Source organism: Neorhizobium galegae, assembly GCF_017877055.1.
Classification (GTDB): Bacteria; Pseudomonadota; Alphaproteobacteria; order Rhizobiales; family Rhizobiaceae; genus Neorhizobium; species Neorhizobium galegae_D.
In genome coordinates this window covers 113,978-135,517 of sequence record NZ_JAGIPG010000003.1, presented here as the reverse complement: position 1 = coordinate 135,517, position 21,540 = coordinate 113,978, and the positions used below count along the sequence as shown (strand labels likewise).

Genomic DNA, 21,540 nt, shown 5'->3' with positions numbered 1-21,540 from the left:
GTGGGACTTGGAGATACTGCTACAAGGATGGATTGAACTGGATGAACGAATGCCACACTCTGACTGTCAATGGGCATGTGCATGAGCTGGACGTGCCTTCGACAGCGCCGCTGCTGGACGTGCTGCGCAATCACCTGGGGCTGAAAGGCAGCCGGTACGGCTGTGGCTTGGAGCAATGCGGCGCCTGCATGGTCCTGATCGACGGCGTTGCCGCCTATTCCTGCAGCCGGGAGATCGGCACGCTTTCCGGCCGCACCATCACGACGGTTGAAGGCTTGCGGTCCGCGGAGGCATTGCATCCGCTGCAGCAGGCATTCCTCGACGAGCAGGCGGGACAATGCGGTTATTGCCTGTCGGGCATTCTCATCGTGGCCAAGGCTTTCCTCGATCGCAATCCCGACCCGACACGGGCCGAAATCGCCGCAGCACTCGACGCAAATCTCTGCCGCTGCGGTTCGCACCCCCGCATTTTGCGCGCTGTGCTCAAGGCGGCGGCCGACATGCGTGGGAAGATGGCCTGATGACCGCGCTTACCTTCAGTCTCAAGGACAATCCGCGGCTCGACCGCTGGCTCCGCTTTCAGGACGACCACACGGTGCGGATCGGCACCGGCAAGGTGGAACTCGGCCAGGGCGTGCTGACGGCACTTGCACAGATCGCGGCGGAGGAACTGGATCTTCGGATTGACCAGGTGCGGATGATGTCCGGCAACAGCGTCGAGGGCCCAGGCGAAGGTTATACCGCTTCTAGCTGGTCCATCGAGCATTCCGGTGCCGCGATCCGGCTCGTGGCGGCGGAAGTCCGTGCACTTGCCTTGGCGCGGGCAGCGCTGCGTTTGAACGCCGCACCCGACGAGTTGACCGTCGCGGATGGCGCTTTCTTGAAAAACGGTTCGCCGAGCGGCATCGACTATTGGAGCATTGCTGGAGAACTCGACCTTTCCGCCGAGGCTACGGGCGCGGCTGCGCCAAAACCCCAAAGCGCTCACCGCCTCGTCGGCAGATCTGTCCCACGGCTCGACTTGCCCACAAAACTCACCGGGGCCGGCTTCATTCAGGACATGGTGCTTCCGCGAATGCTCCACGCGCGGACTTTGCGCCAGCCCGGGCCGGGCGCGGCGCTTCTACAACTGGATGAGAAGATCATCCAGCGCAGAGCGGGAGGCGGTGTTCGCATCGTTCGCCTCAACAATTTCGTGGCATTCGTCGGTACCGACGAGACCGCGGTCCGCGCTGCCGCCGTCGCTGCAACAGAATGCGCCGTCTGGGATAATGCCCTCAGTCTCTCACCCGAACAGGCGACGCCAGACTGGATCGCTTCCCAGCCCTCGGACGATCGTCTCATGGGCGATCCTCCGCCGGAGTTGGCGACGGATCGTATCTGCGCGCGCTTCACTCGCCCGTTCCTTTCGCACGGCTCCATTGCGCCCTCCTGCGCGATCGCGCTCTACCGCGACGGTGTCCTTACCGTCTGGTCCCATGCACAAGGCATGCACCCGCTGCGGGAGAATATCGCAAGGACGGTCGGACTTTCTCTCGACGCGGTTGCCTGCCATCATGTCCAGGGAGCCGGCTGTTATGGCCACAACGGTGCCGACGACGCCGCCCTGGACGCTGCCCTCGTGGCACTCGCATTGCCCGACCAGCCGATCCGCCTCATGTGGCGGCGCGAAGAGGAATTCGGTTACGAGCCCCTCTCCTCGGCCATGGCCGTCACCGTCCATGCGGGACTGGACGGGGCCGGCCGGCCCATCGACTGGACCACGGAAATCTGGAGTGCCACCCATGGCCAGCGGCCCGGTGTCGGCGGCGCCAGCCTGCTTGCCGCCCACGCCATGAAGACGCCGCCACCTGACCGCAAGCCCTTCGACATTCCGCTTGAACGCGGCGGCGGAGCTGCCCGCAACGGCATTCCCCTTTACGACATTGGCCCGAAGCGGATCGAGTTGCATCTGATCCACGACGTGCCGGTACGGACCTCGTCACTGCGTGGCCTGGGCGCGACATTGAACGTCTTCGCCATCGAAGGCCTTCTCGATGATCTGGCCGGGCGCATCGGCGAAGATCCGGTTGCATACCGGCTGGCCATCCTTTCCGACCCTCGCGCCCGGCGCGTCCTCGAGAAAGCGGCGGCGATGGCGAACTGGTCATCCCGTGAGGCCGGAGGCGCCGGAAGCGGGCTGGGTATCGGCCTGGCCCGGTACAAGAATTCTTCGGCCTATGCGGCGGTCGTCGCTGCCGTCGAGGTGGACGAGGCAGTGCGGGTCACGGATGTCTGGTGCGCCGTCGATGCCGGGCTCGCCATCAATCCCGACGGAATTCTCAACCAGATCGAAGGCAATATCGTCCAGGCCATCAGCTGGACGCTGATCGAGGAGGTCCGCTTCGGCCCGCAGGGTATCGCGACACTCGACTGGGAAAGCTATCCGGTCATCCGCTTTTCGGAAATACCAGAGATTCGCGTCGAGCTTGTCGAGGCCGGCGAATACCCGCCGCTCGGCGTCGGTGAATGCGCAGGTGGTCCAACGGCCGCCGCCATCGGCAATGCGGTCGCCCATGCGCTGGGTACGCGCATCCACGATATGCCGATGACCCGCGATCGGATCATGAAGGCCCTGATGGCATGACGAGACGGCAGGCACGGCCGAGTTCGGATGGGGCATCGACTTTTGGATCGCGCTTCCGGGAGAGCTTCTGCTCGCGCCGAATGAGAAGGATAGTTGAGAATGACGGATCAATCTGTAGCTCCTGGCGGAGTATCGAACCCGACAGGCGAATTGACATTGTTTTACAGTCCCGGATCCTGTGCGCTGGCATCGCACATCGCCCTGGAGGAAACCGGCAAGCCGTTTAGGCCGGTGAAGACGCTGCTCTCGGAAAACCAGCACCTCACTCCGGAATACCTCGCAATCAATCCTCGTGGCAGAGTGCCGGCACTCATCGCGCCGGATGGCAGGGTGATCACCGAGAACACCGCCATATTGACGTTCGTCGCCTTGACCAACCCGGACGCCGGCCTGTTCCCGGCCGACACCCTCGGCCAGACGCTCTGCATCTCCCAGATGGCCTGGTTCTCGAATACACCTCATATCTTCCAGAGAGCGAAGTTCAGGCCTTACAGATTCGTCGAAAGAAAAGAAACTTATGACGACGTTCGCAGCAAGGCGGCGTCTTCCTATTGGGAGAGCATGCAGGAGATAGACGGACTGATCGCCGGCAACGAGTGGATCATGGGCGACCGGTACACGGTGGTGGATCCCTACGCCCTCGTCTTCTACGGCTGGGGAAGGAGCAACGGACTGCCCATGGACAGCTTGAAGAGTTTCACAAGGCATCAGAACCAGATGCTCGAGCGGGCGGCCGTGAGGGCAGCGCTGGAACGGGAGGATAACCCCCACTTCAAGTGAGGGGGATCTCCGTTTCAAGCCGCATCAGCCCGCGTTAATCTTCGCGCGACGAGAATGAAAGAAAGAACTGGTCGGCCAGCTTTTTCGATGTCGCCTGTACCAATCTGCTGCCCAGTGCTGCGATCTTTCCGCCGATGTCCGCATCGGCGCTATAGGTCAGGAGGGTGGCATCACCATCCTGCGCAAGCCTGACAACGCAGTCTCCTTTGGCGAAACCGGCGATGCCGCCGTTTCCCTTGCCGATGATGCGGCAACTCTCCGGGGCCGCGATATCGCAGATCTCGACAGTAGCCGCAAAGGTTGCGGAAATCGGGCCTATCTTGAGCACGACCTTCGCGTCGAAACTGTTCTCGGCCGTCTGCGTCAGTTCCTTGCACCCCGGAATGCAACGGCGCAGGACATCGGGATCGAAGAGCCTCGCCCACACGTCGTCACGTGGCTCTTCCAGCCGGTACTCTCCAGTGATTTCCATAAGGATATCGCTCTTCGCCGTGTGAGCAACGAGCCCTGTGTTCGATGATGATGATGATGTTGGATCAACGGACAGCGGGTTCAGACCGCGCAGTATCGCTCCTGAATGTCCTTGTCCGCCAGAAGTGTTGCCGCGTCGCTGCGATAGACGATCTCGCCCTGGTCGACGATGACCGCCCGGTCCGCAAGCTTCAGCGCCCATTCGACATTCTGCTCGACGAGGAGCAGCGTCGTGCCCTCCTCCCGCAGCCGCCTGAACAGTGCGCCCATCTCCTCGACCAGCACGGGCATGATGCCTTCCGACGGCTCGTCGAGCAGGATCATCTTCGGCCGGGCGATCATGGCGCGGGCTATCGCCAACATCTGCTGCTCGCCGCCCGACATCGTCACACCTTCCTGATGCAACCGCTCCTTCAAGCGCGGGAAGCTGCGGGCGATCTCGTCGATCGCAGCCGCCTCGTCGATCCGCTTGCGGTCGGCGACGAGCCCCAGCTGCAGGTTTTCCAGCACCGTCAGCCCACGCACGATACGACGTTCTTCCGGAACATAGGCGAGGCCGCGGACATAGCGGTCGTGAGCCTTTAGCCGGGATATGTCTTCGCCGTCGAACCGGATGGCGCCGGTGGTGCGCGGCATGAGCCCCATGATCGAACGGATGATGCTCGTCTTGCCCGCGCCGTTGCGGCCGACGAGCGCGACGATCTCGCCCGGTTCCACCGCGAACGATACTCCGTGAAGCACATGGCTCGCGCCATACCAGCCGTTCAGGCCTTCGATTTCAAGCATAGCCATCATTTTGTCCCAGGTAGACGCGGCGGACTTCAGAGTTCGCCTGGATTTCCTTTGGTGTCCCGTCGGCGAGCATCTGGCCATGGTGAAGTACGAGCACGCGGTCGCTGAGGCCGAGGATCATCTTCATCTTGTGCTCGACGAGCAGGATCGTGCGTTGGGCCGCCAGCTTCTCTATCAGAGCGACCATCTCGCGCGTCTCTTCCGGCCCCATCCCGGCAGTCGGCTCATCGAGCAGAAGAAGCGCCGGATCAGCCACGAGGGCGATAGCGATTTCCAGCGCACGCTGCTGGCCGTGTGCCAGGAATTTAGCCGGTGTCGCCGCCCGCGCCGACAACCCGACCGATGCGAGCATTGCCGAGGCCCGGTCCTCGCTATCCCTGTCGGCACTGCGATCTGCCCAGATGTTCATGCGGGACCGGAAAGCCTGTGCCGCGACCCGGACGTTCTCAAGGACGGAAAGGTTGGGGAAGATGTTGGTGATCTGGTAGGAGCGGGCGATGCCACGGTGCACATAGTCGTGCTGTGGCACGCCCGCCATATCCGCGCCGCGAAACCTAAGTGTCCCGCTCGAGGGCTTCAGGGCGCCGGACAGGATGTTGAAGAACGTGCTCTTGCCGGCACCGTTCGGCCCAATGATGGCGGTGATCTGGCCTTCCCGGAAATCGGCCGTCACGTCCTTGAGTGCGACCAGTCCGCCGAACTGCTTGCCGATATTGGTGACGCTCATGATGGGTGCGCTCATCGGCTTTTGCCCCAGGATATCAAGGTGCCCCAGATGCCCTTCGGCAGATAGAGGACAAAGAGGATGAAGATCACGCCGACAATGAGCTGCCAGTTGGATGTCCAGAGCGAGAAGATGTCTTCCATCGAAAGAAACGCCAAGGCGCCGATAAAGGGACCGAAGAAGCTGCCGGCGCCGCCGAGCAGCGTCATCATCACGATCAGACCAGACGTATGGTAATGGAGCGAATCCAGGGGCACGATCGAAAGATGCATCGCCGACAACGTGCCTGCGAGCCCGCAGAGAATGCCTGAAAGGATGAAGGACAACAGTTTGGTTCGCTCGACATCATAGCCGCAGGCGCGCGCCCGCGTCTCGTTTTCGCGGATCGCTTCGATCACTGCGCCGAAAGGCGAATTCAGTACCCTCGACACGAACCAGAGCGCCCCCGCGACCACGATCATGATCGCGTAATATTTCACGAGGGGATCGAGGAAATTTACCGAGAAGCCGGGAAGGTGCAGCGTACTGACCGTAAAGCCGCGCAGACCGTTTTCGCCGCCGGTCCAGGAGGAGGCTTGCAGCGCCGCATAGTAGACGAGCTGTGCCAGCGCGAGCGTCACCATCGAGAAGTAGATGCCACGTGTGCGGATGGCGAGCATCCCCATGACCGTCGCAAGCAGGCCCGAAACCAGCACGCCGATCAGCATCGCGATGAACCAGTGGACGCCGAAAGCACCGATCGCGATACCCGTCGCATAGGCTCCGGCCCCGAAGAAGGCCGCATGACCGAAGGAAAGCAGGCCGGTGTAACCGAAGAGCAGGTTGTAGCCCACCGCGACGAGGCCGTAGATCAAGACGTTGACGGCCAGCGCCTGCGAGGGCAGCACCCAGGGCAGGATGCAGAGCGCCAGGATTGAAAGCGGCACCCGCCAGCGGCTGACATTGGAAAACAGTGCCGCGAAGCTACGGCGGGCGGGCGCCGGGACAAGTTCCGCATTTCTGATGACGGACATGGCGGTCTCCCTAGAGTCCAGGTGCGGCGCGGCCATAAAGGCCGTTCGGACGCACCAGTAGAATGAGCGCCATCAGCGCGAACATGACGATCGTCGCCATTTCCGGTGCGAAGAGCGATGTCATGCTGACCGAGACGCCGACGATGAGGCCGGCGATGACGGCCCCGGGAAGCGAGCCCATGCCACCGATGACCGTCACCACGAAGGCTTCGGCCAACACGAGCGTGCCCATTTCCGGGCTGACATTGCGCATCGGCGCAGCAAGCACACCGCCGAGTGCCGTGATGCCGACCCCGATACCGAACACGACCAGCCACAATCTGCTGATATCGACACCCAGCACGCGCATGATCAGCGGATCGGCGGAACCTGCCCTGACGATCAGGCCGAATTTCGTCTTTTCGAGGCCGATCCACAGCAGCAGCAGGACGGCGACAACCACGCCGATGACGAAAAGCCGGTAGAGCGGAAAAAAGCCGATACCGAGGTTCACCACGCCGCGAAGGGCTGCCGGCGTCGAGAACGGAATGCCGTCGGTGCCGAAAAGGATGCGCACCGCCTCGACCAGCACGTAACCGAGGCCGAAGGTCAGAAGCAGCGGATCATCCGGCGAGCGGCCATAGAGTGGACGGATGAGGAAACGCTCGATCAGCATGCCGAACAGGCCGATCATGACCGGCGCGATCAGGAGAGCCCACCAGAAGCTCCCCGTCAGGCCGGCCACGTAGAGCCCCGCATAGGCTCCCACCATGAACAACGCACCATGCGCAAAGTTCACGATGCCGAGCATGCCGAAGATGATCGACAGGCCGAGCGCAACCATGATCAGGACCGCGCCGAGCGCAAGACCCGAAAACAGCTGCATTGCAATCAATTGGACAGTCATGACCTCATCCGTCCCAGGTATCAGCTCTTGAAGCCGAGTTCGGAGCAGGTTCGCAACACGCTCTCCGACGCAGGTTCCGCGGCGACGATCTTGAAGAGATCGGCATCCGATTTCATCGCCTTTTTCGCCTTTGATTCCAGGACGAGTACCGACTGCATCGACTGGTGGTCGCACTTGCGGTAGGACTGCTCTCCCTTGGCGATATCATATTTCAGCGCTTCCAGAGCCGCGATGACCTTCTGTGGCTCCGTCCCGCCCGCCTTTTCGATGGCTATCAACAGGGAAGCGACGCCGGTATAGCCGTAGGCTCCATAGTCGGTCGGGATCGTGCCCTTGTACATGGCTCTGAAGGCGTCGTTGAACGCCTTTGCGGAAGGCATCGTTTCTTCCAGGCCCCAGTAATAGTTCGCGCCGCCGGTGACACCTTCGAAGACTTCGGGATCGACCGCAAGCCGCTGGTTGTGCAGCAGCACCGGCACGACGATCTTCATCTGGTCCTTCACGCCGAAATCCACCGCCTGCTTGATGGAATTGGCCTGGTCGCGGCCGAAATTGCAGATGCAGAGAATGTCAGCGCCCGACGACAGGATGGTCGGGATGAAGGTCGAATAGTCCGCCGCGCCGAACGGGTGCAGGATTTCGCTGACTGTTTGCGCACCGATTTCCTTGGCCGCCCGCTTGAAACCGCGCAGCATCTCGTGACCGTAGGCATAGTCGGCGACAAGATAGGCGACCTTCGAACCCTTCTTGAAACTGTGCCTGGCGACAACCGCGGTCGTCATCGTCGGATTCAGCGCCTCATGGAACGTGTAGGGGCTGAAATCCTTGATCTCGTTGATGGTGTCCGACTGGCTGATCGAGATATACAGCATGCTGCGGGCACGGGTCACCTCGTTGACCGCAAGCTGCACGGCGCTCGAAAGTGCGCCGACCACGGCATGGACCTTGTCCTTTTCGATCAGTTCGAGCGTGCGGGTGGCGGCTTCGCCGGCATTCAGCTTGTCATCGCGCACCAGGAGCTCGACCTTGCGGCCGGCGATCCCGCCCTTGTCGTTGGCGAGCTTTACGGCAAGCTGGGCGCTCCGCACCTGGTCGTTGGCCTCGGCTGCGAACGGGCCGGTCAAAGGCGTCGGAAAGCCGATGCGGATGGTTTCCGCCTGCGCCCGCGCTATCCATGGCATCGAAAGTGTTCCGGCCACACCGGCCAACCCGATAAGGGCTGCACGGCGGCCGATCGGCCTTGAAGCCAGCGTCTCAATTCCGTTTGTCATCCTGTCCTCCTCCTGACATCGGATCGTTCCTGCGTTCAGATCGTGCCGAGCGCCTTCAATATGCGCGTCGGCGTCATCGGTATCTGCGTCAGCACCGCGCCGTGACCCGCAAGCGCATCGTTGACGGCATTCATCGCGGCAGCGGAAGCCGCCGCCGTCCCTGCTTCGCCGCAGCCCTTTGCACCGAGTTCGGTGTCCCGGGTCGGCGTTTCGACGTGGGAAATCTCTATATCGGGCATCTCGCAGGCCATCGGCACGAGGTAGTCGGCTAGCGAACCGTTGGTAAGCTGGCCTTCCTCGTTGTAGAGGCATTCCTCGAAAAAGGCCGCGCCCAGTCCCTGCACCACGCCGCCTCGCACCTGTTCGTCCACCAGCAGCGGATTGATGATGCGGCCGCAATCCTCGACCACCCAATGCTTGAGGATCTTCACGAAACCGGTCTCCGCATCCACTTCCACCAGGCAACCCTGGGCCCCGTTCGTGAACGCGAACGGATAACCCTGCGGCGCATAGTGATGCACGACGGAAAGCTGCGCCTGAGTTTCGGGCGGCAGCGTGTCCGATCGGAAGAAGGCAATGCGCGCGACCTCCGCCAAGCTGATGCGCTGCTGGCCCGTAACCGTCTCGACGATCCAATCCGCGCGGATATCAAGCTCGCCCGGTTGCGCCTGCAGGATGAGGCCTGCAACGGCGAGCAGATTTGCCTTCAGCTTGCGTGCCGCCTGCAGCGCCGTTTCGCCGCCGATGCCCGCCCCACGGCAGGCCCAGGTGGCGCCGCCGTGGGGTGTCGTATCCGTGTCGCCGGTCATCACCCGCACTTTTTCACGATCGATGCCGAGCTGGTCCGCGACGATCTGACCGATGATGGTCTCCGTCCCCTGCCCCTGTTCGGTCACGGAAATCGAGCAATGCACCTCACCGGACGGCGTGAGCTTGAGGATGGCTCCGTCCTGCGCGGAAATCCGCGCGCCGCCCACACCATAAAAAGCCGGGCTCGGGTTGGTGATCTCCACGAAAAGGGCGATACCGATGCCGCGCAGGATACCTTTCTGCCGCAGACCTGCCTGCTCCGCACGAAGAGCGTCATAATTCATAATCGACTTCAGCCGCGCGAGACAGACCTGGTGGGAGAGCTTTTCGAACTGGTACCCGGTCGGCGATGTGCGGGGATAGCTGCTGTCCGGAATGAGATTGCGTTCGCGGATTTCAAACGGATCGAGGCTGAGCTCGCGCGCCGCGGCATCGACCAGGCATTCCGTCACCGCGCAGGCAATCGGGTGCCCGACGGCGCGATACTGGCTGGTCTGCACCTTGTTCTGGAACACGACCGAAAGATTGGCGCGATAGGAAGAGAAGTCATAAGGGGCGCCCATCAGGCGGATGACCTGGTTTCCCTCGACCGCGCTGGTGCGCGGGTAGCTCGAAAAGGCGCCGATCGCGGTTACGTCGTCCACGTCCATAGCGGTGATGCGGCCGTCCCGGTCGAGGGCAAGACGCCCGGTTACCCGGTGGTCGCGGGCATGAATATCCGAAACGAAGGATTCCATCCGGTCGGCGACGTATTTGATGGGGCGACCGAGCAGGATCGACGCGCCGACGACCGCCATCTCCTCATGATAGACATGCAGCTTCATTCCGAACGAACCGCCGATATCCGGCGCGATGACGCGGACATTGGCTTCCGGAATGTCGTAGTGGCGGGAATAGATATCCTGGAACTGATAGGGTGTCTGGGTCGCGTGGTGGGCAGTCAGCCGGTTCTCGCTCGGATCGTAGTCGGCAACGATCGCGCGCGGTTCGAGTGTCACTGCCGTGTGCCGGCCGAAAACGAAGCTCTGCTCGACCGTCGTGTCCGCTGCATCGAGCGCCTCCTCGACGCCGCCGCTGTCGAGTTTCGTGGCAAAGCAGATATTGTCGCCGAGTTCTTGCGACATCGCCGCGGCAGACATGGCCTGGACCGGGTCCGCCAGCGCCGGAAGCTCCTCGATATCGACGATCACCAGCTCGGCGGCATCCTCGGCGATTGCCCTGCTGTCGGCGACGATGAGAACGACCGGCTGCCCTGACCACATCACCTTCCCAAGAGGTAGCGGCACTTGCGGCAGAGACTTCATATTGCTGAAATGTCCGAGTGTTCCGGTCCACGGCGCGCAGATCGATGCCAGGTCCTCACCCGTGAAGACCGCGCAAACACCGGAGAGGGCCTTTGCCTCCTCGATATCGATCGAAACAATTTTTCCATGCGCATAAGGGCTGCGGACGAAAGCCGCATGCAGCATGCGCGGCAGCACGAGATCGGTCACGTACCGCCCCCTGCCTTCGAGTAGACGCTTTGCATTCGGTCGCGATACCGAGCGGCCGATATAGGAGCTAGGCCTGTCGATGGAGCCGGCGAACGCGTTCATGCCTTGTCCTCCGCCATCTGCTGCCGGCGCTGTCTCGCCGTCGTTTCGATTGCATCGACAATCGATTCGTAACCGGTACAGCGACAGTAGTTTCCGGAGAGCGCGTCACGGATGCCGTCGCGATCGGGCTCATCCCCAGAAGCCAGAATCCCGTAGGCGCTCACCAGCATGCCCGGAGTGCAGAAACCACATTGCAATGCATTGCGCTCATGAAACGCCTTCTGAAGGTCGTCGATCGCTCGGCGATGAGTCAGGCCTTCGACCGTCTCGACGGCGCAGCCATCGGCCTGCACCGCAAACATCAGGCAGGCATGCACCGGCCGGTCGTCCAGCAAGACCAGGCAGGCGCCGCAGACACCCATTTCGCAACCCGTATGAGTGCCGGTGAGCTGGATATCCTGCCGCAGGAAATCGGCGAGCGTGGTGCGCGGTGCAACCAGCGCCTCGATTGTCTCGCCGTTCACGGCCAGCGAAATCGCCACCTTGCCGCTCATACGTTCGCCTCCAGTCGACCGAGCAGCCTTCCGAGCAGCACCCTTGCAAGATGCCTGCGCATCTCTGGAGGCGTGTGCTCGTCACCGACCGGATCAAGCTCCGTGCCGAGTACATCCTGTGCCTGCCGGATCGCCTGGGGCGTCAACTGCCGCCCGGTCAGCGCGGCTTCGACCGCACCCACCCTGACCGGCGTCGAGCCAACCGAAAGGAACGCGATCCGCATGCGTTCGACAAAATCGCCCTGCATCTCCGCATCGATGCCTGCGCCGACGATCGCATAATCGCCGCGCCTGCGGGCCAATTCGTCGAAGGCTGTCCGGGTCTTCGCGGTAGCCAGGGATACGTATACCGCGGTGATGAGCTCGCCGGGTTGAAGCGCCGTTTCATAGAGATCGATGAAGAAATCCCCGGCGCCGACGCGGCGGCTGCCTTCAACGGAGGCAATTTCAATGATCGCATCAAGCGCAAGCGTCATGGCGGGAAATTCCGATGCGGGATCGGCAAGTGCCAGACTGCCGCCGAATGTGCCCTTGTTGCGGATCGCCGGGTGCGCCACGAAGGGAGCCGCCTTCGCAAGCAACGGCGCATGTTCCCGCACGAGATCTGAGCCGAGAATTTCGCAGTGGCGGGTGGTTGCGCCGATGCGCAGATGACCGTCGGCGATGGAAAGGCCGCGCAGTTCGTCCAGCCGAGCGATATCGATGAGAAGGCCGGGGGCTTGCAGCCGAAGCGCGAGCGCCGGGACGAGGCTCTGCCCTCCCGCAATATAGCTCGCATCACCATCCGCGCTCACGAAAGCTTCCAATGCTTCCTGCACGCATTTTGGGCGCATGTAATCGAAAGCTCTCGCCTTCACCGGCTCCTCCCAACGTGGCCCTCCGGTTTTGTGACCACTTGGTTACAATATTTCGCAGCTTAATCCGATGGTCAAGGAAAATAACCAACTGGTCTCAAATAAAATTACCACTTGGTCTCAAACGCCGGTCGCGGTATCGCTATGCGAAATGGGTTGCCGGTGACTCGGTGACAGGCATGACAGATCAGGGCAGGCATGACGGATCAGCAGAAGAGCCTTGAGCGCGAAGGTGGCGGAGAAAAACCGCGGCGTCCCAAGCAATACATGCGGGCGAACGAGCGCGAACAGTTCATCCTGCAAGAAGCCGTCCGCTTCTTCGCCGAGCACGGCTTCGAGGGCCAGACCCGCGAACTCGCCAAGCGCATCGGCATCACCCATTCAGCGATCTACCGGCATTTTCCCAGTAAGGAAGCCTTGATCGAGCGGGTCTACGAACATGTCTATCTCAGCCGCTGGGACGATAGCTGGGCTGACCTCATCGTCGATCGGGGCCGATCGCTGGAAAGCCGGCTGACGGAATTCTATTTGCGATATGTGGAGCGTGTCTTCCACTACGACTGGGTCCGGATCTTCGTCTTCTCCGGCCTGAAGACCTTCGACATCACGACGCGTTATCTCGACATCGTCCGCCGGCAGATCGTCGAGCCTGCCTGCCTGGAACTCCGCCACGAACTGGGCCTGCCCGGCCTTGACGAGGCGCCGCTTTCCGAGCGGGAGACCGAATTGTTCTGGGGTCTCCACGGCCGCATCTTCTATCTGGCGATCCGCCGGTTCGTATATGCGACGCCCACCCCGGAATCGCTGGACGACATCGTCCGCGACGGCGTCAGAAGCTTCATGCTCGGTGGCCCCGCAATCGCAAAGGCGATCGTCCGACCGAAACCCTAGCGCGCATTCGCCTGAACCGCTCCGACCCCTGATCTCAGCGGTTCCGTCGTGCCCCCTAATGTGCGCCGAGCATGGCGCGGCGGATCTCGTCATGAGCGATCTCGCCGTCCGAACGCTTGAACTCCCGTTGAATGCTGCCATGGGCCAGCACATAAGCGCGCGACGACACGTCGATCGCCTGGAAGAAGCTCTGCTCCGCCATCAGGATCGTCATGTTGCTCTTCTCGCGCAGTTGGGTGATGGCATTCAGCACGTCGCGCACGACGATCGGCGCCAGGCCCACCGACGGTTCGTCGATGATGATGATCTTCGGCGCCGTCATCAGCGAACGGGCGATCGCCAGCAGTTGCTGCTGGCCGCCGCTCATGGTCGAAGCGATCTGGCGGCGGCGCTCCAGAAGGAGCGGAAAGGTTTCGAAACAGTAGGCAAGGTTCTGCTTCATTCGGTCGCGGACCAGGGGATTGCTGCCCGCGAGCTTGAGATTGTCTTCGACCGAGATGTTCGGCACGAGGCGGCGGCCTTCCGGGACGATCGACAGGCCGAGGCGAACGATCTCGTGCGGTTGAAGTTTCGTGAGGTCGGTGTTCTTGCCGTTCCATTCGAGCACGATCCGACCCGCGCTTGCCCGCACGAAACCAAGGATGCAGTTGAGCAGCGTGCTCTTGCCGTTGCCGTTCATGCCGAGCAGCGCGACCATCTCGCTTTCGTTCAGTTCCAGCGAGACCTTTCGCAGGACCGAGACGGCGCCGTAACCGGCCGACAGGTTTTCAATAATCAGCCTATTCACCGAAATACACCTTCTGAACGAGCGGATTTTCGGCGATCTCGGACGACGAGCCGGATGCGATCAGCCGGCCGGTCTCGAAGCAGACAACCCGTTCCGAGAAGCGCATCACCGCATGCATGATGTGTTCGATCATGATCACCGCGACGCCTGACCGGTTGAGCGCGAAAAGGATCGCCAGGACCTCGTCGATCTCCTCTTCTGACAAGCCCGCCATCGCCTCGTCCGCGATCAGGACCTTAGGATTTCCGACGAGAGCGCGCGCCAGCTCCAGCTTGCGCAATTCGAGCTGGGTCAGCTTTTCGGACGGATCGGAGATGCGGGCCGACAGCCCTACGCTCGCAAGCACCGACCTCGCCCGCTCGTCCTTGCTTCCCTCGACGGCGCAATAATCCAGTGGAACGAGGAGGTTCTCGAGCACGGTCATGCCGGTGAATGGCCGCGGGATCTGGAAACTGCGCGCAATGCCCATCCGGGCGCGCTTGTGGGCTTGAAGATGCGAAATGTCCCGGCCCTCGAAATGGACCGATCCCTTATCCGGCTGGTAGACGCCGGTGATGCAGTTGATCAGCGTCGTCTTGCCGGAACCGTTCGGACCGATGATGCCGAGCCGTTCGCCGGCGCCGACAGCAAGATCGACGGGACCGAGCGCGCGGAACGATCCGAACAGTTTTTCGACGCCCTTGAGGGAGAGAACCGGTTCCGTCACGATCTGGCCCTCCCTTTATTGCGGCCGAAGAGATCGGAAATCCCGCCCGGAGCAAAGGCCACGAAGGCGATCAGCACCGCGCCGACGAAGAGAATGTTGAGCTCGGAGGATATGGTGACGGTGGCGATCTGCTGCACCGAAGCGAGCAGAAGAGCGCCGATTACCGGCCCGACCCAGGTTCGGGTGCCGCCGATCAGCGGCATGGCGATTGCGTTCAGACCGATGACCAGGCTGAAGGCCGTGACCGGTTCGACGAAGGACGTATAGAACGGATAGGGCGCGCCGGCTGCGGCAAGCACCGCGCCGCTCAGGGCGCACGCGACCAGCTTGAGCCGAAGCGTCGGCACGCCGGAACATTCAGCGGCGTCCTCGCTTGCCCGCACGGCCCTTAGGCCACGGCCGATCCAGGAGATTTCCACCCAGCGGGCGAGCGCAACGCTGGCGACCGCGATCACCAGCATGACGGTGAAATTGAATTGCGATGGCCCCGGACTCCAAGCGGGAGGCCGAGGACCGTAGACAGCCATGCCGCTCGCTCCGCCGAGCCCGGAGATATTGTGCACGATGGTTTCGAGAACGACGACCAGACCGAGCGTCGCGATGGCGAAATAGACGCCCTGGATGCGCAATGTCAGATATCCCATCAGCACGCCGAGAATGGCGCCAAAGACCCCCGAGGCGAGGATACAGAGCGGCAGCGGCAGGCCGAATGTGGTGAACAGGAATGCCGATAGATAGACGCCGGCGCCGAAAAAGCCGGCCGCGCCGAAATTGATATAGCCGGCATAACCGCCGAGGATGTTCCAGCCGGTGGCGATCGTCACATATTGAAGGACCACATAGCCGGCGAAGAAATAGAACGGATTCCTGAGCAGCCACGGCATCAGGAAGCCGAGCGCAAGGACGATGATGACGCCCGCCAGGAAGAGAAGGGAACTCTTTTTCATCGCGCAGCTCCGAACAGGCCCTGCGGGCGCAATGCTAGGCCCAGCAGCAGGATTGCGAAGGCGACACCGGGAGACCAGGAGGGATTGAGGTAGCTGGAGACGAGCGCCTCGGCGATGCCGATGATGATAGCGATCACCAGGCTGCCGGGAATGGACCCCATGCCGGCGAGAACCACGATCGCGAAGACGCGGCCGATCTGGTAGCGCCCGGCAAAAGGTTCGATTGGGCCGACCATGATCAGGGCGGCTCCGGCGATGACGGCGGTCGCGGTGGCGATGCCGAAAGCGTGACGCTTGACGGAGGCCGGGTTGAGGCCGGCGATCGACAGCGCCCGCTCCTCGTGCGCGACCGCACGGATCGCGGTGCCGGAATTGGTACGGCTCAAGTAGAGCCACACGGCAGCGATCGTCACGGGGGCGAGAAGTGCCGGGATCAGCAGCCGGTAGGGAACGGTGAGAACACCGAGCTTGAGGCTCGAGCCGATATAGGAAACGCTGACGGACTTGAGCTCGGAGCCAAAGCCGAGCGACAACAGGATCTCGATTACCAGCGACAGGCCGAAGAACAACGTCAGGCTCTGCAGCACATTGGCACCGCCCTTGCGCTCGAAGACGGTCGAGTAGAAGGCGTAGAGCGCGACCCCGAGAAGATAGAAGGGGACGAGGCCGATCACCGCCGCGATGATCGGGTCGAAGCCCCATTGGGCAAGCGTGTAGACGAAGAAGGCGCCGGCGACGACGAGCGTCGGGTGGGCGATATTGGGGATATGGAGAATGCCGAAGGTGATCCCGAGCCCGAGGGCGAGCGATGCATAGACGCTGCCCAGCAGAATGCCCGTCACGATGGCGTTCAGCAGAATGTCGATCGATAGCATGTACAGGGTCCTTGAGCCGGCATCTCGCCGGCTCTCTGGATCGGTTGAGGGATTAGCTGGCGCGCGCCTTGTTATAGGGTCCGGCGAGATCGCCTGTCTTCAGGGATGGCGGGTCGAGGATGACCTGGTGGCCCGGATTGCGGAACTGTTCGAGATCGTTGCCTTTGATGCCGCGCAACTGCACCATCAGGACCCGGCGTTCCTTCCAGTCGCCGATCTCGTTGAAGGCGATCTTGCCGGCGATCGTATCGACGCTGTTGGCATGCAGGAAGGCCGCCATCTTGGCCGGATCGACCGATTTCGAACCGATGATCGCAGCCGCCGCCAGCTGGCCGGCGACATAATAGAAGGGCGGAATGTAATAACCGAGCGGATCGACGCCCTGCTTGACGGCGATCGGCGTATAGCGGTCGAAGAAGCCCTTGATCGCCGGGGTCTGCATGGAAGGCTCGGGAACGAAGGTATGCGAGTTGACGAGGCCGTTGAGTTCCGGGCCGAGCGAGCTCAAAAGTGCGCCGTATTGCGGGCCGATCATGGCGCCGCCAAAAATCTTCACCTTGTCGGAAATGCCGATTTCCTTGACGCCGCGGATGATCGCGGTGCTGTCGGCCGGGTAGGAGGCGATGAAGATCGCTTCCGGATCGCCGGCATTGATGTTGCGGATCATCGAGGAGAAGTCGGAGGTGTTCGGCGGGTAGCTCTGGTTGAACACGATCTCCATGCCGTATTCCTTGGCGACTTCCGCACCGCCCTTCGCTGCGTTCTTGGAGAATTCCAGGTCCGCGTTGATGATGGCGATCTTCTTGACCCCTTGCGCCTTGGCGAGGTCGAAGAAACCGCGGGCCCAGTCGCGGCCGGAATTCGGCCCCCAGGGGCCGCTGTGGAAGAACTTGTCGTGCTTGGCGACATCGTTGCCGGCAAGGCCGAACATGCCGATCATGAACAGGTCTCGCTGCTTGATGAAGGGCATGACGGGCGCCGAAAGATTGGCGCCGTAGGGTGAAAACAGGACGTCGCAGGCGTCGACGTCAACGAGCTTCGAATAGATCGCCGGCACGTTGGCGGCACTGCTCTGGTCATCGTACATGACCAGTTCGACCTTGCGGCCGAGAAGACCGCCTGCCGCGTTCACATCGTCGCGCCAGAGTTCGTAACCGATCAGGCCGTTCTTGGTGCTGGCAAGCGGGCCGGTGAGCGATACGCTGGCGCCGACCCGGATCGGCTTGTCCTGCGCAAAAACCTTGCTCCCCAGGATTGCAGGAGCGGCAAGACCCGCAGCCGTGGCGGCCACGAGCTTGTGAAACTGACGCCTTGTCTTCATAGCTTTTCCCTCCCAAGAAAATTCGCTAGACGAATAAATATTCGCATAACGATAGGCGGCAGGTCTTGCGCTTGTCAATCCCGTGTGCGAACGAAATGCCGAGCAGCAGGAGAAATTCCGATGATTGACAGCAATTCGCCCGAATTCGTCGAGGCGCTGGCACGGGGATTGTCGGTTCTGGAGGCCTTTGACGCCAAGGACCCGGAAATGACGCTTGCCGAGCTTTCCCGCAAGGTCGGCATGTCGATCGCCACCGTGCGGCGCAATATCCTGACGCTCGAGGCGCTCGGCTTCATCCGCCGGCACAACAAGCATTTTCTCCTCGCGCCCCGCATCCTCACGCTGGGGTCCGCCTACCTGAACGCCTTCAATGTCGAAGAAGCGGTCACTCCGGAATTGCACCGGATCACCTCGCTGTTCGGCGACGCCGCCAACATGGCCGTGCTCGACGGGACCAACGTACTCTACATCGCGCATCTTTCGGAAAGCCGCGGCGTGCGGCGCAATGCAAGCCTCGGCGTCACCTATCCCGCCTACGCGACGTCGATGGGTCGGGTGCTGATGGCGGCTCTTGCGGAAGAGGAGATGGATCGGTTTTTCCAGGCCTATACGCCCGTAAAGCTGACCGATTACACGGTGACCGACGAATCGGAACTCCGCGAAATCCTGGTCGAGACCCGCGCCAAGGGCTATTCGATCACCGTCGACCAGCTCGATTACGGCATTACGGCACTTGCCGTCCCGGTCAAGGACAATACCGGACGGGTCGTCTGTGCGATCAACAGCTCCGGCTACACGCCACGGCTGACGCCTCAGGAACTGGTCGAGCAGCGCCTTCCGGAACTGCGGCTTGCGGCCAACCGGCTCTCGCAGCTGTTCAGCCGTTTCCCCGCCCTCGTACATTCACTGGCGCCGGCGAACCCCGCCACCCGCTGATCCACGTCGCCTTCCTAAATTTTCGCAAGGCTCCGCGACAGGGCTTGACACTTCGCGTCATCGAAATTCATTATACGAATATAAATTCGCCAAGCGAATAATTTTGAGACTGGCATGGGAGGTATTTCATGGCGCGATTGAAAGTCGCCGTCATCGTCGGCAGCGCACGGCAGGCGTCGCTGAACAGGCTGCTGGCCCTTGCTCTGACGAAGCTCGCGAAGGCCGACATGGAATTCGAATGGGTGGCGATCCGTGATCTGCCGATATTCGACCAGGAAATTCTGGATGCAGGCACTCCCCCGCAGGTCGACCGGCTGAAAGCCGAGATCGGACGCGCCGATGCGCTGCTTTTCGTGACGCCGGAGCACAACCGCTCAATCTCGGCCATGCTGAAGAATGCCATCGATTGGGGATCGAGGCCGAGGGACAGCAGCGTCTGGGCCGGCAAGCCGGCAGCGATTACCGGCGCTTCTTATGGCCGTATCGGCACGGCGGCGGCGCAGCAGCACCTGCGCACCATTCTCGGCTGCCTCGACGTTGCCGTGATGGGGCTGCCGGAAGCCTTCATCCATGTCCCGCCCGGCCTTATCACCCCGGAAGGCGAAGTGACCAATGAAGAAACCCGTCTCTTCCTGCAGCAGTTCATGGATCAGTTCGATCGATGGGCCAGCCGCTTCGCCGACAAGGCGAACGCTGCAGCCTAACCATTCTCCAAGGACATCAGCATGAAAATCGGCAAGCAATCCGCACCCTACCAGGCGATCTGCACCTCGAATCCGGAGACGATCATCGTGCGGGGCCACGACCTCGTGGACAATCTCATCGGCTCGATTTCCTTCACCGAATATACTTGGCTGCTGGTCGCCGGATCTCTCCCGAACGAAAAACAGCGCCGCATGCTCGACGCGACGCTGGTGGCGATTGCCGAACATGGACTGGTGCCGAGCGTGCAGGCGGCGCGGATGACGCTCGCCGCCTCCCCGGAAGCGGTTCAGGGCGCTGTCGCGGCCGGGCTTCTCGGCTGCGGTTCGGTCATTCTCGGAGCCTCCGAGACGTCAGGTGCCTTCTTTCGCGATATCCGCGAAGAAGCGGAGGTGAGCGGCAGCTCAGTCGAGGCGGCCGCCGAAAAGCTGCTGCGCGGCTTCAAGGAACAGAAGAAACCCGTGCCCGGCTACGGCCATCCTCTCCACAAGGGGCATGACCCGCGTGCCGAGCGGCTGCTGGCGATCGCCCGCGAACTCGGCGTCGCCGGCATTCATTGCGAGATCGCCAAGACGGTCGAAAGGCTCATTCCCGAGATCATCGGCCGGCCGCTGGTCATGAACGTGTCAAGCGCCATCCCCTGCGTGCTGCTCGACGCGGGTTATCCGCTGCTCGCCCTGAAGGGCGTGCCGCTGCTGGCCCGCACCGCCGGGCTGATCGGCCACCTGCTCGAAGAACAGACGAGGCCTATCGGCTTCGTCATGTCTGCCGCCGCCGCCAGCGCCATCGAATACGACGGCCCCGCGCCCGACGGCTTCGTGGCAAACGAGAACTAGGACCTGACATGCTGAAAGCTCTGGACCAAATCCGAATCGTCGAACAGGGCACGTTCATTACCGGCCCCTGCGCCGGCATGATGCTCGCCGATCTCGGCGCCGACGTCATCAAGATCGAATCGGCCGGCAATGGCGATCCCTATCGCAGCTTCAAGACCGGTTTCTACAGCGCCCATTTTCAGGCCTATAACCGCAACAAGCGGGCGATCGGACTGGACCTGAAGAGCGAGAAGGATCGCGAGATCTTCTACCAGCTGATCGCCCAGGCTGACGTCTATATCCAGAATTTCCGGCCCGGTGCTGCGGCGCGTATCGGTGCGGACTACGAGACGCTGTCGAAGATCAATCCGAAGCTGATCTACTGCTCGATCAGCGGTTTTGGCCCGGACGGGCCCTATGCGCAGCGGCCGGTCTACGATTCCGTCGCCCAGGCCGTCAGCGGCTTCCTCAGCGTCTCCATCGACCCTGAACAGCCGCGCTTCATCGGGCCGGCGCTCGCCGACGCGATCACTGGCATCTATGCCTCACTCGGCATCTCGGCGGCGCTGATCGAACGCGGCCGCACCGGCAAGGGCAAGCGTATCGACATTTCCATGATCGAGGCGATGATGCATTTCGCGGTCGAACCGTTCATGGGCTATTTCGCGCTCGGCGAAGAACCGAGCGGCGTCGATCGTCCCCGCCTCGCACAGGCCTTCATCGTGCGCTGCAAGGACGAAAAGCTGTTCGCCTTCCACCTCTCCTCGCTCGACAAGTTCTGGGATGCACTGGTCGAGGCGATCGACGGTGAGGCGCTTGCCAGAGACGACCGGTTCTCGCAGCGGCTGAAGCGCATCGACAATTATGACGCGCTGAACACCGAGCTCAACGCGATCTTCGCGACCCGGACCCGGCTGGAATGGGTGGAGCGTTTCTCGAAATTCGACGTGCCTTTCGCACCGATCAACACGATCCCCGATGTGCTGAACGATCCCCAGGCGCAGCATCTGGAAATGTTCGTGCCGGTCGCCGGCCGTATAGAAGGCGCCGAGCAGACGGTTCGGCCCGCCTATTCCTTCGATGGGGAACACGCAAGGACCGTGAGGGCCGCGCCTGTCGTCAACCAGCACGGAGACGAGATCCGCTCGGCGCTGCAAGGCGATCCGGCAGCCTGGCCGGCCCTGGAAACGGAGACGGCGGCTGCGCCGCGGTAAAAATTCAGTCTAATAGACGGGACAGATTCG

The 21,540-nt window shown here is 62.1% G+C and carries 22 protein-coding genes; 8 read left to right on the top strand and 14 right to left on the bottom strand.

Annotated features, from left to right (window positions below):
* Nucleotides 1-41: 41 nt before the first annotated feature.
* The 3 genes from J2857_RS19885 (at nt 42) to J2857_RS19875 (ending at nt 3,406) form a co-directional block, all read left to right on the top strand.
* A complete protein-coding gene (locus J2857_RS19885; RefSeq protein WP_210011842.1) occupies nt 42-521 on the top strand; it encodes a (2Fe-2S)-binding protein in 480 nt (159 codons plus the stop codon).
* A complete protein-coding gene (locus J2857_RS19880) occupies nt 521-2,626 on the top strand; it encodes a molybdopterin cofactor-binding domain-containing protein (protein WP_210011841.1) in 2,106 nt (701 codons plus the stop codon). Before J2857_RS19885 ends, J2857_RS19880 begins: the two co-directional genes overlap by 1 nt.
* 99 nt (nt 2,627-2,725) lie before the next feature.
* The gene (locus J2857_RS19875) at nt 2,726-3,406 is read left to right on the top strand and encodes a glutathione S-transferase family protein (protein WP_210011840.1); all 681 of its coding nucleotides are present in this window, start codon (nt 2,726-2,728) and stop codon (nt 3,404-3,406) included.
* A gap of 34 nt (nt 3,407-3,440) precedes the next feature.
* Here J2857_RS19875 and J2857_RS19870 read toward each other — a convergent pair whose 3' ends face one another.
* From J2857_RS19870 to J2857_RS19830, 9 genes are all read right to left on the bottom strand, one after another.
* The gene (locus J2857_RS19870) at nt 3,441-3,878 is read right to left on the bottom strand and encodes a CoxG family protein (protein WP_210011839.1); all 438 of its coding nucleotides are present in this window, start codon (nt 3,876-3,878) and stop codon (nt 3,441-3,443) included.
* A gap of 80 nt (nt 3,879-3,958) precedes the next feature.
* Nucleotides 3,959-4,663, bottom strand: coding sequence for an ABC transporter ATP-binding protein (locus J2857_RS19865; RefSeq protein WP_210012429.1), 705 nt, complete (start codon nt 4,661-4,663; stop codon nt 3,959-3,961).
* Entirely contained in the window at nt 4,656-5,411 is a 756-nt protein-coding gene (locus J2857_RS19860; RefSeq protein ID WP_210011838.1) for an ABC transporter ATP-binding protein, read from the bottom strand. The genes J2857_RS19865 and J2857_RS19860 overlap by 8 nt, the downstream gene beginning before the upstream one ends.
* A complete protein-coding gene (locus tag J2857_RS19855) occupies nt 5,408-6,406 on the bottom strand; it encodes a branched-chain amino acid ABC transporter permease (RefSeq protein ID WP_210011837.1) in 999 nt (332 codons plus the stop codon). The genes J2857_RS19860 and J2857_RS19855 overlap by 4 nt, the downstream gene beginning before the upstream one ends.
* A 10-nt stretch (nt 6,407-6,416) precedes the next feature.
* On the bottom strand, nt 6,417-7,292 hold the full coding sequence (locus J2857_RS19850) for a branched-chain amino acid ABC transporter permease (protein ID WP_210011836.1): 876 nt from the start codon (nt 7,290-7,292) through the stop codon (nt 6,417-6,419).
* Between the two features lie 20 nt (nt 7,293-7,312).
* On the bottom strand, nt 7,313-8,563 hold the full coding sequence (locus J2857_RS19845) for an ABC transporter substrate-binding protein (protein WP_210011835.1): 1,251 nt from the start codon (nt 8,561-8,563) through the stop codon (nt 7,313-7,315).
* A 35-nt stretch (nt 8,564-8,598) separates the two neighbouring features.
* On the bottom strand, nt 8,599-10,968 hold the full coding sequence (locus tag J2857_RS19840) for a xanthine dehydrogenase family protein molybdopterin-binding subunit (RefSeq protein WP_210011834.1): 2,370 nt from the start codon (nt 10,966-10,968) through the stop codon (nt 8,599-8,601).
* Complete coding sequence (locus tag J2857_RS19835) at nt 10,965-11,462, bottom strand: (2Fe-2S)-binding protein (RefSeq protein ID WP_210011833.1); 498 nt, start codon at nt 11,460-11,462, stop codon at nt 10,965-10,967. The genes J2857_RS19840 and J2857_RS19835 overlap by 4 nt, the downstream gene beginning before the upstream one ends.
* The gene (locus tag J2857_RS19830; protein WP_210011832.1) at nt 11,459-12,319 is read right to left on the bottom strand and encodes an FAD binding domain-containing protein; all 861 of its coding nucleotides are present in this window, start codon (nt 12,317-12,319) and stop codon (nt 11,459-11,461) included. The genes J2857_RS19835 and J2857_RS19830 overlap by 4 nt, the downstream gene beginning before the upstream one ends.
* A gap of 264 nt (nt 12,320-12,583) precedes the next feature.
* Here J2857_RS19830 and J2857_RS19825 point away from each other — a divergent pair, with 264 nt between their 5' ends.
* Entirely contained in the window at nt 12,584-13,207 is a 624-nt protein-coding gene (locus tag J2857_RS19825) for a TetR/AcrR family transcriptional regulator (RefSeq protein WP_210012428.1), read from the top strand.
* 55 nt (nt 13,208-13,262) lie between these two features.
* Here the strand turns inward: J2857_RS19825 and J2857_RS19820 are convergent, their stop codons facing one another.
* Genes J2857_RS19820 through J2857_RS19800 form a run of 5 tightly spaced genes read right to left on the bottom strand, consistent with a single transcriptional unit; the run spans nt 13,263 to nt 17,843 of the window.
* Nucleotides 13,263-13,994 (bottom strand): ABC transporter ATP-binding protein, encoded by a 732-nt coding sequence (locus J2857_RS19820; protein ID WP_051903803.1) that lies wholly within the window; start codon nt 13,992-13,994, stop codon nt 13,263-13,265.
* Entirely contained in the window at nt 13,987-14,700 is a 714-nt protein-coding gene (locus J2857_RS19815; RefSeq protein ID WP_210011831.1) for an ABC transporter ATP-binding protein, read from the bottom strand. The genes J2857_RS19820 and J2857_RS19815 overlap by 8 nt, the downstream gene beginning before the upstream one ends.
* Nucleotides 14,697-15,647: a branched-chain amino acid ABC transporter permease gene (locus tag J2857_RS19810; RefSeq protein ID WP_210011830.1), complete on the bottom strand. Its 951-nt coding sequence runs from the start codon at nt 15,645-15,647 to the stop codon at nt 14,697-14,699. The genes J2857_RS19815 and J2857_RS19810 overlap by 4 nt, the downstream gene beginning before the upstream one ends.
* On the bottom strand, nt 15,644-16,522 hold the full coding sequence (locus J2857_RS19805; RefSeq protein ID WP_210011829.1) for a branched-chain amino acid ABC transporter permease: 879 nt from the start codon (nt 16,520-16,522) through the stop codon (nt 15,644-15,646). The genes J2857_RS19810 and J2857_RS19805 overlap by 4 nt, the downstream gene beginning before the upstream one ends.
* 52 nt (nt 16,523-16,574) lie before the next feature.
* On the bottom strand, nt 16,575-17,843 hold the full coding sequence (locus tag J2857_RS19800) for an amino acid ABC transporter substrate-binding protein (RefSeq protein ID WP_210011828.1): 1,269 nt from the start codon (nt 17,841-17,843) through the stop codon (nt 16,575-16,577).
* Between the two features lie 120 nt (nt 17,844-17,963).
* On the opposite strand from J2857_RS19800, the gene J2857_RS19795 reads away from it, so the two are divergent.
* The 4 genes from J2857_RS19795 to J2857_RS19780 all read left to right on the top strand — a co-directional run bounded on the left by J2857_RS19795 (nt 17,964) and on the right by J2857_RS19780 (nt 21,510).
* Nucleotides 17,964-18,779 carry an IclR family transcriptional regulator domain-containing protein gene (locus tag J2857_RS19795; protein ID WP_210011827.1) on the top strand — a complete coding sequence of 272 codons (816 nt, stop codon included), beginning with the start codon at nt 17,964-17,966 and terminating at the stop codon, nt 18,777-18,779.
* Nucleotides 18,780-18,907: 128 nt separating this feature from the next.
* The gene (locus tag J2857_RS19790; protein WP_210011826.1) at nt 18,908-19,483 is read left to right on the top strand and encodes an NADPH-dependent FMN reductase; all 576 of its coding nucleotides are present in this window, start codon (nt 18,908-18,910) and stop codon (nt 19,481-19,483) included.
* A 21-nt stretch (nt 19,484-19,504) separates the two neighbouring features.
* Nucleotides 19,505-20,317 carry a citryl-CoA lyase gene (locus J2857_RS19785; RefSeq protein WP_210011825.1) on the top strand — a complete coding sequence of 271 codons (813 nt, stop codon included), beginning with the start codon at nt 19,505-19,507 and terminating at the stop codon, nt 20,315-20,317.
* 8 nt (nt 20,318-20,325) lie between these two features.
* Complete coding sequence (locus J2857_RS19780; protein WP_210011824.1) at nt 20,326-21,510, top strand: CaiB/BaiF CoA transferase family protein; 1,185 nt, start codon at nt 20,326-20,328, stop codon at nt 21,508-21,510.
* Nucleotides 21,511-21,540: the final 30 nt, after the last annotated feature.